This window comes from Desulfosarcina alkanivorans, from assembly GCF_009688945.1.
In the GTDB taxonomy this organism is placed as follows: domain Bacteria; phylum Desulfobacterota; class Desulfobacteria; order Desulfobacterales; family Desulfosarcinaceae; genus Desulfosarcina; species Desulfosarcina alkanivorans.
Window position 1 is genome coordinate 3,092,181 of record NZ_AP021874.1, and the last position, 12,370, is coordinate 3,104,550.

At 50.7% G+C, this 12,370-nt stretch carries 13 protein-coding genes, 1 tRNA gene and 1 pseudogene; 7 read left to right on the top strand and 8 right to left on the bottom strand.

Going from position 1 to position 12,370, the window contains the following annotated elements; translation table 11 throughout:
- Positions 1-443: 443 nt before the first annotated feature.
- Positions 444-857, top strand: a complete 414-nt coding sequence (locus DSCA_RS13620) for a hypothetical protein (protein ID WP_155316946.1) — start codon at positions 444-446, stop codon at positions 855-857.
- Between the two features lie 235 nt (positions 858-1,092).
- Positions 1,093-2,388, top strand: a complete 1,296-nt coding sequence (locus DSCA_RS13625; RefSeq protein WP_231716483.1) for an N-acetylmuramoyl-L-alanine amidase — start codon at positions 1,093-1,095, stop codon at positions 2,386-2,388.
- A gap of 109 nt (positions 2,389-2,497) precedes the next feature.
- On the opposite strand, the gene DSCA_RS13630 is transcribed toward DSCA_RS13625, so the two are convergent.
- The 3 genes from DSCA_RS13630 to DSCA_RS13640 all read right to left on the bottom strand — a co-directional run bounded on the left by DSCA_RS13630 (position 2,498) and on the right by DSCA_RS13640 (position 4,925).
- Positions 2,498-2,989 carry a GFA family protein gene (locus tag DSCA_RS13630; RefSeq protein WP_155316947.1) on the bottom strand — a complete coding sequence of 164 codons (492 nt, stop codon included), beginning with the start codon at positions 2,987-2,989 and terminating at the stop codon, positions 2,498-2,500.
- A gap of 23 nt (positions 2,990-3,012) precedes the next feature.
- Complete coding sequence (locus DSCA_RS13635; protein ID WP_155316948.1) at positions 3,013-3,264, bottom strand: hypothetical protein; 252 nt, start codon at positions 3,262-3,264, stop codon at positions 3,013-3,015.
- 1,121 nt (positions 3,265-4,385) lie between these two features.
- Positions 4,386-4,925, bottom strand: coding sequence for a hypothetical protein (locus DSCA_RS13640; protein ID WP_155316949.1), 540 nt, complete (start codon positions 4,923-4,925; stop codon positions 4,386-4,388).
- A 678-nt stretch (positions 4,926-5,603) separates the two neighbouring features.
- On the opposite strand from DSCA_RS13640, the gene DSCA_RS13645 reads away from it, so the two are divergent.
- The 3 genes from DSCA_RS13645 (at position 5,604) to DSCA_RS13655 (ending at position 7,129) form a co-directional block, all read left to right on the top strand.
- A complete protein-coding gene (locus tag DSCA_RS13645; RefSeq protein ID WP_155316950.1) occupies positions 5,604-5,888 on the top strand; it encodes an integration host factor subunit alpha in 285 nt (94 codons plus the stop codon).
- Positions 5,889-6,136: 248 nt separating this feature from the next.
- A complete protein-coding gene (locus DSCA_RS33205; protein WP_155316951.1) occupies positions 6,137-6,454 on the top strand; it encodes a PilZ domain-containing protein in 318 nt (105 codons plus the stop codon).
- 477 nt (positions 6,455-6,931) lie between these two features.
- Positions 6,932-7,129 (top strand): putative quorum-sensing-regulated virulence factor, encoded by a 198-nt coding sequence (locus tag DSCA_RS13655; protein WP_155316952.1) that lies wholly within the window; start codon positions 6,932-6,934, stop codon positions 7,127-7,129.
- 8 nt (positions 7,130-7,137) lie between these two features.
- Here DSCA_RS13655 and DSCA_RS13660 read toward each other — a convergent pair whose 3' ends face one another.
- From DSCA_RS13660 to tnpC, 4 genes and pseudogenes are all read right to left on the bottom strand, one after another.
- Entirely contained in the window at positions 7,138-7,560 is a 423-nt protein-coding gene (locus DSCA_RS13660; protein ID WP_155316953.1) for a hypothetical protein, read from the bottom strand.
- Positions 7,561-7,852: 292 nt separating this feature from the next.
- Complete coding sequence (locus DSCA_RS13665) at positions 7,853-8,530, bottom strand: transposase (RefSeq protein WP_231716594.1); 678 nt, start codon at positions 8,528-8,530, stop codon at positions 7,853-7,855.
- A gap of 33 nt (positions 8,531-8,563) precedes the next feature.
- Positions 8,564-8,866, bottom strand: a pseudogene (locus DSCA_RS32575) (transposase); the annotation flags it as partial.
- A gap of 186 nt (positions 8,867-9,052) precedes the next feature.
- Positions 9,053-10,444, bottom strand: coding sequence for an IS66 family transposase (gene tnpC, locus DSCA_RS13670; RefSeq protein WP_155314961.1), 1,392 nt, complete (start codon positions 10,442-10,444; stop codon positions 9,053-9,055).
- 461 nt (positions 10,445-10,905) lie between these two features.
- Here tnpC and DSCA_RS13675 point away from each other — a divergent pair, with 461 nt between their 5' ends.
- Both DSCA_RS13675 and DSCA_RS13680 read left to right on the top strand, forming a co-directional pair.
- A complete protein-coding gene (locus DSCA_RS13675; protein WP_155316955.1) occupies positions 10,906-11,442 on the top strand; it encodes a peptidase associated/transthyretin-like domain-containing protein in 537 nt (178 codons plus the stop codon).
- Positions 11,408-12,013: a hypothetical protein gene (locus DSCA_RS13680; RefSeq protein WP_155316956.1), complete on the top strand. Its 606-nt coding sequence runs from the start codon at positions 11,408-11,410 to the stop codon at positions 12,011-12,013. Before DSCA_RS13675 ends, DSCA_RS13680 begins: the two co-directional genes overlap by 35 nt.
- A gap of 225 nt (positions 12,014-12,238) precedes the next feature.
- Here DSCA_RS13680 and DSCA_RS13685 read toward each other — a convergent pair.
- Positions 12,239-12,314 (bottom strand) — tRNA-Glu (locus DSCA_RS13685).
- Positions 12,315-12,370: the final 56 nt, after the last annotated feature.

Consider the following 12,370-nt stretch of genomic DNA (forward strand, 5'->3'; position numbering starts at 1 on the left):
ATGATAATTCTTTTAGACAGTTATACCCTTTCAAAGGTCAATCTGCAAAGGTGGCACGCACTTTGGAAAGAATCACGCAGGACGGGAATGCTGTCGGATTGGAATGACCGTTACTGCACATGGCCACAGCCTCGGTACAGCGCAGCCGCATTTCACGACAGCCCGGTCGCTGCGGGTACGGCAACCAGGCGAGGCAGGGTTAACATTGCTGGAAATAACCGGTAAGGCTCATGACTGCAAAAAGAAGATACGCTATTTCGTCTGCCGCCGGACCGGAGCGGTAATCCTGAACCAGCTGCCGGCGGCCTGCCCGATTCGGGGCGGCCCCCCTTCCGCGTATGTCGAACTGGTCGAATTTGAACCACCCGGCCCGATGGCGACGTGCAGCCCGACCGATGATGTCGCCAAGGTTGGATAAAAAGCCCTCAATATGGAGGTCTGCAATGAAAACAAGAATGATCATTTACACCGCGGTTGTGTTCGCAATGGGCCTGATCTTTTATCAGAATCGCGAATTTTACCTGAGCGAACAGCACCTTTCGCTGAACCTGCTCTTTACCGAATCCGGAAGGGTGTCCATTGCCAATGCCACCCAGGTCCTTTTCTTCTTCCTGGCCGGCATCGTGCTGGCGTCGGTCTCATTTTACCACGACCGGCTCAAGATGCGCCGGGAGATAAACAACCTGAAAACCGCCTTTCAGTCATGCGCGGCGCAGGTGACCGAGATGAAGCCCGCCGAATGCCCCCAGCCCTGGAGTAAACGGATCAAGCTGCCGGCAACGCTTGGCGGCAGGAAGAAAACCGCGGAGAAAGACGAGAGTCCCGTTGACGATGGGCTCGGGCTCATTCCCGGCTGACGGCCGCCTCGGGCGGAACCGGAAGATGCCCCCCAAGGGCAGGGACAAAACGATATCCCATGCCATGGCCGGCCGGCCGATGGTTGCTGACGGCCGGCCGGCGGTCAGGCGGGAGAGGTAAGGCCGAGGGGTTTCACCGTCGAGGGACTGACCGCCGGTTTTTGCCCCCCGATCAACCCGAATTGCGGTTCACCGGTTGACAGCCGGCGTGGCCTCTTCGTATAGATGCCTCGCGATGACAACATTTTTGTTTGGGTGCCATAAACGGATCATGCTGGCGGCGGCGGTCTGCACAGCCCTTTTTTTTATCACGCCGTCCCTGTCCAACGCCTTTTCCCGGACGGAGCGCGACAGGTTTCAGCGTTCCATCGTCGATTACCGCCCGCGGTTGAACCCCGGATTCAACAAGGTCAAACGCAAGAGCACGCGCTACATCATTGTCCACACCTCGGAACTCGGGCTGGAATACACGCTGAGGGTCGTCTCCAAGGGAAAACACTTTCGCAATGGCCGACGCACCTTCGGGGGGCACACCCACTATGTGATTGCCCGCAACGGCCGCACGTATCGCATCATGGACAAGCAATGGGTGGCCGATCATGCCGGCCGCAGCATGTGGAACGGCCAGACCGACCTGAGCCGGATGTCGATTGGCATCGAACTGGTCGGCTATCATTACGCGCCCATCACCGACCGGCAGTATCGGTCGGTGGGCCTGCTGATCGACATTTTAAAGGGTGTTTACCGCCTGGATGACCGGGCCGTGCTGACCCACAGCCAGATTGCCTACGGCCGGCCCAACCGCTGGCATAAACGCGACCATCGCGGACGCAAACGCTGCGCCAAAAACTTTATCCGCGCCAGGGCTGGTCTGGGGCCGACCTGGAGCCATGATCCCGATGTGCGCGCCGGGCGGCTCATGGCCGATGCCCAGTTGGCCAAAGTATTCTACGGCCGCCGGGCAAAGGTTGGCGAAGTCGATGAAGGCAATCTCATTTCCAGGGAAAATACCGCATGGCTGATCGCCGGCGAGGATTTCGACAGCAGGTCAACCGTATACCGGTTTCCTGACGGCCGCCTGTACAGCGGCGATCAGATCACGGCCGGGGTCGGCTGGAACCGGATACCGGCCAAAACGGTGGTCCTGCTCAACCAGACGGCCAGCCTGGACGGACTGAGAAGCGCGGGGCCGGTGAAGACCATTGCGGACGGCAACACGGCATGGTCCCTGGCGGGAAGATCTTACAACCACAGGACGACCATCTATTTTCTCCCCTCAGGCCGGATAAAAAATGGTTCGATGATATCCGATTGGGACGATCTGCCGGCCAAGACCCGATTGATCATCGGCTACCAGGGGCCGTTTCCGGTACGCAAGGACCGATCGGCCTATCGCATCGCCGGCACCGGCTACAAAGACCGGAAAACCCTTTACTTCCTGCCACCCGGGCAGATCCTGAGCGGCAACAAGATAAAAGACTTCAGCCGGCTTCAAGCCGGAACGCTGGTCTTCCTTCCTGCGGCGCTGTGATCCGCCGGCGACCGCTTTGGGCTTGGCGGATCGATCTCCGAAAGAATACTGAGCACAGGCCATCCGGTCGAAACCGATGGCAAGCGCATCGCCCGCCCGGAAGGATCGATCACATGCGGTCTGAGTAATTTTTATGCCCGGACCACTTGGGCAGATTGTCGTTGATGTCGACAACCCGCAGGCCATAGAAGATGTGGCAGGTGGGCTTGAAGGACGCCGGTATCCTGGAGATATGCCCGAAGTCGAAAAGGGATGGAAAGGCGAGCCACATCCGGCGGCCTTCGTCGGCGATCGGCGTTCCACAGCGGCCGCAACTGACTTTGCAAGGCAGGATTCGATCATACTCAAGGCGTTCGCTGTTGAAGAACCGGAGGTGATCGATCCCTGCCGTTATTCTCACGTCCCGCTTGTGAAAAATCGCCGCCCACTGCATGGGCGCCCCGTGCAGTTTCTGGCAGGTCAGGCAGTGGCAGATTTTAGCATCCACGGGATCCGCACACACCTCGTACGCGACCGCACCGCAATGGCAGCGGGCATGGTATTTGGGAATAAACCCCTTATCCCCGACACTGGCGTAATCCGGTCCGAATTCTGTTTTCATGAAATGAGGGACGCTCTCAATATTTAAAGTTTTGTCTGATCAAGCGACAGATTTTCTTCAGCGGCGATCCGCCTGCCGCGTTCCACCGAATGGCTGACAGATGTAATCGACAGGCCTAATTGCCGTGCAAGAGATGACATGCTCACACCCAACAGGTCAACAGACCAGCAACAAAAAAGGCTGCGGGCTTTTACGGTCAACCGGTTTTTTCCGGGCGCCCGGATTCGTTTTTCTTCGATATTTAAAAAGATCGGCAACGTATCGGGCCACGGCATCCGTATCGATTCCCTTGGCCCGTAAAAGCTGTTTGTGATGATAGGCTTCCCGGGCCGTATCAAGCACCTGCGCGACAAAATCGCTATCACCTGAAATCCGTTCGTCGCCCTTCATGTATACGTTGGCCCGTTAAAATACCGCTGGCAACAAAATTCTGATATTTCTGCCTTGCCGCCTTAACCGTATTGCCGGACTGCCTGAGCACATGCGCTGTATTTTGCCATGGACAATCCCTTTGGCCCATTAACGCCCGGTGTCCGCAATAAGGATACTTGGCCAGCCCTGAGGAAATATTTAAAGTCTATATATTGAGAACGTCCCTTATTTACCTGACAGGGGGCGGTGAGTGTCGATGCTGAACAAGTTTTAACTGCAGAAAACAAAGGAAGCCGGCCTTATGGCCGGCCCCTGTCACCACGCGGAGCAACCCTGTTTGGTTTAAAGAAGCGCACCCGTCAACTTTGTTGGACTGAATTGCCCTCCCGTGGCTAAGCCAATTAGCTAAAATATCATGTTAATCCATCCATATAAGACCTTTTGGACAGAAGCAATTGGTATCACTACCCAATTTTAAGGTTGCCCATGGGTAATTCTACCCATACAGCAGTGCGTCCATCACGATGCGGTACCAGGGAATTGAGGATCGGAAAGCTCATGATGGGTTCCTAAAAAAATCCAGCATAGCACAGCTTGCCGATGAGATTTCCTCACTCTCCGGTATGCCTTGAATGTCTGTTGTAGGCGGTCAATATGGAAAAGATGACAAAATGAGAAAGGATGTCATGCCCGGGATCAGGAAGGTTTTACGGGAGACTCACCGGGTGAGATGTTATCAATAGAAAGGGCAGGCCTGTTTCCAGATCTGCCCCAGCGCACCCATTGGATAAACCGATCATGAACCCGCAGTCGGCTTCCACATACAAAATAAGCACCACTTGATCGCTTGCAACTCCAGAAAAATCAATACCGTTAACAGGAGCAGGTATCGCCGGGCGGAGCAACATCATCGTTATCTGAAAGTCAGCCGAATGGGATTTATGTTGAGCCGTGCAAGGCGTTAAAAAATTAAAGATGGCATCGTTCCTGGATTTCCGATCAACTGATTTTCGCCCCCCAGCACCTACTTACCCAGCCACCTCAGAATCCCTCTGAACAAAGACGCACTGTGGCCGATCTGCACATAAGCCTCCTGCCTGGAAATCATCCGGCCCTCCTTTTCCAGTTGGTATCCCAGATTCAGCGACAGATTGGCAATCCTGGCGACCTCCTGGGCAAGATCGTCCTCGGACTGAATAACAATCGGATAAACTTCGATCAGCGGCAACTTGTAAAGGACTTCCCCGTTGATGACAGCGTCGGTGGCAACGTGGTTCCGTTTGTTGTAATCGTTGTACAGCGTATTGTGCAGCGGCTGACTGAGATCCCCGACGTAGTGGGCGCAGAATGCCAGATGGTATTCAGCGTATTTATCCTGTCGTGTCGTGGTCCGGTACTCCCTGATGGCGCCCAGAATCGCACCGTAGAGGTGCCCATTGAGGGCACCGGACCTGTTGTAAAGGCGTACCTGGCTCAGAACCATCCTGGGGGTCACAATGGTCCCCGGTTTGTTGTTCACGTGGTGGTTCCTGTTTTCAATGTTGCCGGCCTTCAGTTTAACCATGTCGGCGCCGGTTGCGTTGTACCACTTTTCGTACCCTGCCGCTTTAGCTATAGCAAGGTGCGTTTCATCGTGCCAGGCCCACGCTTGCATGGAAAAAGCCATCAAAAACAAAACCGGAACCAATGTGATTGATTTTTTCATTCGCCTGGGACCTCGACAGTTGTTTGGTAACTGGCAATCAGCGCCCCGTCCTCACGCCACACCCAGCAGGTATTTCTCACTCGCCCATAGCCATTTTCAGGTAAACGTCCTGGTCACCAGGTTCATGAATCACGGCACTCCATGCCCCTGAAACGGCTGCAGGGGCCAATGCCGTCAACAGTGACAACAGATGGCAGCATCTCCTTCTCCCACCGACCAGATTCTAAAAAGCACTTGACGATTCGGTGCTCGGGTTTGCCAGTCACACCAACCGGTACCACAGGATCTGGTCCCCTGCCACCATTGTAAAAAGCATAATAAGCAGGTGTACCTGGAAGGCCGCAAGTCTGCCTGAAATCTCTCATGGCAGTCCAATGCTGTGTCTTTTATATTTCCGGCAGTGTATCAATCCGGCAGACATTCTGAGACATATCCCTCCACATACCAGATTGTCAAGAATAACCAACCCTTGACAAGGGCTGCGATCTCTGAGATTTTGGTATCATTCCCACCGACCACTTACCCGGAGATCCATTTATGGCATTAACGAAACACACCATCGTCGAACAGATGCAGAATCAACTCGGCTTTCCCAAGAATCAATCCGTTGAAGTCACAGAGACCCTGCTTGAACTGATCAAGGCATCCCTGGAATCTGGTGATGATGTGCTGGTGAGTGGTTTCGGAAAATTCTGTGTCAAGGAAAAAGCGGAACGGAGGGGCCGGAATCCGGCTACCGGTGAGGATAAGATCCTGGCGGCACGAAGGGTGGTGACGTTCAAGTGTTCCGGCAAGTTGCGGGGAAGGATCAACGGCGGATAAATCCCGGAAATGGAACAGCACCCATGGTCTCGGTTCAGGCCTGAAAAATAATTGCATACAGCGTTGGAAAAGGAGGTGCTTGCAAGGGACGTCACCAAGAAGATTGAAACTGGTGGATTATCCAGCAGCATAAGCAGCAGGATCGCTGCCTGGTATTCCATCTTTACCCGGTTCCCAAATATTGTCCATGACAGTTACCATTAAAACTGGAATTGCACGTTTAACCGGATCTGGAAGGAAATAGACAAATGGGCAACAGTCCTAACAGACGTGAATATCAACGGCACACCGCACTATTCAGTGCGAAGTACACCGTTAAGTCCGGAACTTATCGCGATTTAATCGGTAACGTAAGTGCTGGAGGCATTTTCATTTACACGCGGCGGGATATCATCGATGGACAGAGAATAACGCTTCGATTCCCGATTATCGCCTTCGACCAAAAGCCCAGCGTTCTGGGCACTGTGGTTCGGTCCCAGGACAAAGGTTTTGCAGTGAAGTTTGACAGTCCGATTGAAGAAAGGATTCCCAGGGGCAGTCAACGTCTTCAAAGAAACGCCGTTTGAAGTCATTTATGTTGACTTATCCCCACGCAGAAACCATCGGCAGCGGTCCAGACGACAGGCGCTGCCGGATCCCCTTCGAGCCGAAAAATGGCCCAGGCGTCTGCGCACGGTTGAATCCAGGCAAGCCCATCCACCGATGCCATGGACTTTCACCCCCTCACTGAAAAGATGGTGGCGGACAAATCGCCCTTTCTTTAAGTGATGCCCGCGCCAGATTCCGGGAATTTGCCAGCGACATAAATTATATCTTCGCTGCCCATAATGCCCGGTTCGAAATGAACATGCAGGAGAAAAAATTATGCCCGTTTAACCGGTCCGGTCCGCAGAAGGGGGAGGAATAGTGCCGGTAACATTTCCAAGTCTAATCTTCAGTACCTCCGATCCTATCTGGGACTTGAGATCAATGCCACGGCCCATGATGCCCTTGGGGACATCCTGGTCCTGGAATCTGTGTCCTGGAGGATCCATGCTAAGTTCGTGGCAAACGGACTGCGCAACCCGAATCATGAAATGATCAAGATAAGCAACAACCCGATCCTGATACCACGTATGCCCTTCGGTAAGCATAAGGGGATGCCATTTTCTGAGATTCCAAGGGATTATCTGGAATGGCTGTCAGGCACTGAACTGGATGAGGATATGGCCTATACGGTGAAAAAGCATCTGGGGGTTTGACTATTTGATTATCGATTGCTTATCTTGTGAAGGACTTCTGGTTGAAAAGAGCTATTCAAATAGGTTTCCTGCAATGTCCCATTCAGTCTATCTGGCACGTATTTAACGGGAACTGAAAATGGTCCCAGTTCATCTTCAAGACAGGTAAGTGTAAAGTCTTCACAGAGTATAACGCCGTTCTCAAAAACACCAGTAGCTGTAACGACGCCCCTTCCACCTTCACATCCACTATAGAATGTTTCATATCCGACTATTTGAAAGACCCCGTCTTCATTCAACGTTATTGAACGTTGCACCTCAGAGCCATCATCTGGATCGATCCCTTGCCATAATCCAATGAAATAAAAGTTATGGAAAAATGTTTCCGCATGTGCTGCGGTTGTAAAAATAACAAAAAATGCTACGCCAAGGATTACAATCAATCGTTTCATTTCCCCCTCCCCCTTTTTTTACGGCCTTTTTCCCCAGATGCTTATAACGATCTGTCATTCAACACGATTTGGATAGGGTGTGGTGAGTGAACGGTGGCTTTCGTTTGGGCAAGAAATGAATAGGAGCAACAAACAGCTCAACTACGGATATATAATGTTTCAGGTTTATTACAAGCGATGGTATCTTTTCGCGCAACACCCGGGGTCAGGATACCTTCGTTCATTTATGATTGTAAACGAATTTATTTCACAATGGAAGATATGGGGGACGTATGGGGGACGCTCTCAATATTTAAAGTTTTGAGTGATCAAACGATAGGTTTTCTTCAGCGGCGATCCGCCGACCGCGTTCCACGGATTGGCTGACAGATGTAACCGACAGCCCCAATTGCCGTGCAAGCGATGACATGCTTTCGCCTAACTGGTCCACTGACCAGCAGCAAAAAAGACTGCGGGCTTTTACCGTCAACCGATTTTTTCCAGGTGCCCAGATACGTTTTTCATCGATGCTTAAAAGATTGGCAATATATCGGGCGACGGCATACGTATCGATGCACTTGGCCTGTAAAACCTTTTTGCGGTGATAGGCTTCCTGCGCTGTATCGAGAACATGCGCGACAAAATCGCTGTCGCCGAGAATCCGTTCATCGCCTTTCATGTATACGTTGGCTTGCCGTAAAGCTTTAACTGTTTCCCATCCCCCCATCGATCGAACCAGCCCCCCACCGATCAGGTCCGGTCGTTGGCCTGCGGAAATACCGCGGGCGACAAATGCCCGGTACTTCTGCCTGGCATGCTTAACCGTACTTCCGAAAAGTTTGAGTACATGCGCTGTATTTTGCCATGGACATTTCCCTTTGCCCATTAATGCCCGGTGCCCGCTGTAAGAATAGCTGGCCAATTCACGCAAATCGTTGACCAGTTTGGCTCGCAAAGGATTTAGATGAATGTATCGCACCAGTTCCAGCAAGTAGGTATCTTCCTGGCACAAAATGGATTTGTAACGATTTTGAAACAGATGGCCGCTGCGCCGGTGGCGCCGATTGTATGTCGCGGCATGACCGGTCAACAATCGGCGCATGACGGTCGCCACGGGCGCATCACCGGTACGAAGCAGCAGATGGAAATGGTTCGGGATCAGCGCCCAGGCAAAACAGCATGTTTGCGTCTGCGCGATAATGGTTTCCAGGCGTTCAAGGAATTGGTCACGATCATGATCGTCATCGAAGATATTACGGCGACCGATTCCGCGAGCAATTATATGGTGCAGAGCGCCCGGAGCATCGATTCTGGACTGGCGTGGCATGGATTGGTGATACTAAAATCGTGGGAATTTATAAAGTTTAAATAGTGAGAGCGTCCCATATTTTCCAGGCTTGGATTTGCTCTGTGTGCCACCCACCGGTTAATACCGATGGGATAGAATGGAATGATCTCAGCCACTGCTATTATGATCGAAAATGTACGCGTTCACGGGATATTCCCGTATGAATCAAATCCAGGAAAGGTCAGGCATTATATTACGAAAGTAGGAAGCAATACATTCCACGAGAAATGGGAACGTGGGCTTTTCATTTAAACGGCAGGTCTCTTTCAGTGACAAGATCCGCTCGACCCACCGATTACCCTTTTCGCTTTGGGTTCCCAGACTGCGTTTTCGCCACAGCACACCAAAACGTAAGGCCCGCTCAGCGCGATTATTTGTAGGTTCGACGCCATGGTGATCGAGAAAGGTCCACAGACTGTCCATTTCCCGTACGATCTGACGGGCAAGTCTACCAGCATCGGTCTTGTCCTCCTCCCAAAGGGAGACGGTGAACAAGAAGAACGTATAAAAATCCGACCACTGTTTTGAGTCGGGAGGTTCTTTGGCAAACGATACCAGTTGCCTCAGCCAGGCGGCGACGATTTCTCCGAAGCGGCGAAGGTCGGGTTTCTTTCTTTCCGTCAGGGCATCGGCCTTGCGGATCAGGTGAGCCAGGCAGGTTTGGCGGTGCACCCATTTTTGGTATAGGCCGTATCCATCACTGACCAGAATGCCGTTCCAATCCTGGATTAAGTTTTCGAAGGCCTCCTTAGACCGGTGTGGGTCGATACGATAAAATGCCACCCGTTCATTTACCATGGCCCACAGCCAGTGCAGATCATTTTGCTTAAACCAGGATGTTTCGTCGATGTAGTTACACCAAAAGCGTCGGGCGATCTGGCCGATGCGTTCGTAGACTGGCAATAGCGCATTTGAGGTGCGGTCGACAATTTTCTGGATGGTTCCGGTGGCAATGGGAATGTCTAATACAGATTCGCACAACTTTTTGACATCGTTTCGGCTCATGCCCTTGATGCCGCTCAGTTCACCGATAAAGGCGGTAAAACGAGGACCGTAACCGGTGGACATCTCAGGTGGCAGCATGGCTTTGACCACGTTACCGCAGTTAGGGCAATCGCATTGCTGGAGAAGATAGTGATTGACTTGCATTTCGATTTCGGGAAGCTCAATATGTTGATGTACGTAAAACGTTTTCATCTTTTCCTGATCGAAAGCCGAATGCCCGCATGAGCAACGTTGCGGGGTCAACCAATAGCTCTCGGTCGGGTCCAGCACTTGCTGCTGGTGCGGCTTATGGCCTTTCTGACCGCCTTTAGCCTTTTTGCTCTTTTTTTGCTTTCTCTTCTTCCTCGCAAAAGGTGGATCGGAAGACGGTGGCTTGCTGGAGTTGTGAGAATTTTTCCGGGTCCGAACCTCGAGCTTCTCGAGCCGTTTTTCGTGGAGTGCAATCCGCTGTTCCATATCGAAAAGCGTCCGTTCCAGAGCCATGATGTAATGACGCACCGGCTCTGGCGTCAGTTGCCAATCGAGTTCCGAAAAAGGTCTTTTGAGTGCCATGAAAAGCACCCTATCATAGCCAAAAAGAAAAATCTAGATTTATTTTGAATTATTCCAGATGGTTAGGAGCCTTACTTTTGTGTATTGATTTCGGGGACTTGCGAAGCCAATCGGACCATCAAAGTACCCCGTGAATGCTTACTCGAAAATAATGCGGTAAAGCCCAAGCGGTTTCAATACTTCGATCAATCGATATCGGTAAGCATTTGTATCGATATTAATTTTTTTTCTTTATTTTAAGTATGTTTATAATTATCGAATCGCTTAGATATCGATAAAGATTCATCGATGAAATCGTTGTACATCCTAAAGCATCACATATCGATCATCTTTTCGAACTATATATAAAGGGATAAAAACTACTGATCCTTTGAATTGATATAAATGGGCTATGCTATAGTTTAGGTTTTTATTTGGAATAAGTAACCCCTTGGGTGTTCGTGCCCAAGATGCCACCAAGTATGGTGGTCATCTTTATATCGCCATTAATGCTTGCTTCCTGCGGGATGCATTACAACATCAAGGGCAGTGTTATTGATGCTCAAACCAAAAAGCCGGTAGTGGGTGCGGTTATTGCTGTGAAATGGTTCAGATACAAACTTGCTCCCATCGGTTTGCCGACTCCAAAAGAACGATACGGTACCACTGAAGAAATCACTGATAGCCAAGGAAGTTTTAAAATTCCCAACTATCCCTTTGGATCTCATTTCATAGGGATCTACAAAAAAGGATATGTCTGCTGGAGTAGCGATAGTGTTTTCAACCCACATGGAAAAGACGAAGACGAGATGATTGTAAGAAGATGGCTTGATGTCAAGCACGGCATGGTTATTAAGCTTGAGCCAAAAACTGAAGGGTTCCCTGAGGTGGAACATGCGAGTTTCGTCTGCATGGATGTCGATATTAAATTGTCGTCACCAACACCTATGTTTGACAAAGTCACACAGGAAGAATCCGAGACATATGAAAACTACATATACAAAAGAAACACGAAGTAAAGCTAAAGTAGTTTGCCGTCTGTTTGATAGCCGGTATCGTTTGGCCATTTTGGTTCTTATCATATTGCCTTTCCTGCTCGCCTCCTGTGGCCTCAAGCCTTTGTACTATGATGGTATCTATCATGGTAGAGTCATTGACTCAAAAAGCAATGAGCCTATTGAAGGGGCAGTTGTACTTGGTGTTTGGTACAAGGAGTTCTGGACTGCTGGGGGAACAATACGCGAGTTTTATGATACCCGTGAGACTGTTACCGATGAAAACGGAGAGTTCAAGGTATGGGGAATGGGTCCGAGGGTCATGACCTTTCTGGAAGGAATGTATGTTGTTGTTTTAAAGGTGGGCTATGAAAACGTCGGTCTAAGAAGTTGGGAGTCATTAAAAAATTCGATCTATTACAGAGATCGAGTGAAATGGGATGGAGGCAAAGCAGTTATCCCCTTGGACAAGTGGAACATTGAGCAGCGACGAAAAAGATTCAGTGTCCGTGTTGGGGCAATTCCCGATGAGAAACAGCGGCTCCTGCTCGATGAAATTAGTAAGGAGAAAGCAGAGATAAAGAAGCAGCCTTGATTGGTTCGGTTTTACCTCCCCGCATTAAGGAACTAAACATAGCTGTGCCGACCCTAAACCCTGAAAATCGCATTTTACACTCAAAAAAGGGCCGGTGGGCTGGAAATTGGCAGAAACGTCAAAACACCAATACTCGGGCTGTGGGAGGGAAATACGGTGGGAAAATCAAAAAGTTCAAAATAGACAAGGGGTCAGCATTACTACCTAACCCCCTGTTTTTATTGTTGGTGATCCCAGCGGGATTCGAACCCGCGTTACCGGCGTGAGAGGCCGGCGTCCTAAACCACTAGACGATGGGACCATTTGGAAAAACAGCCGTTCAATATAGAAAACACGATGCTTTGTCAAACACTATTT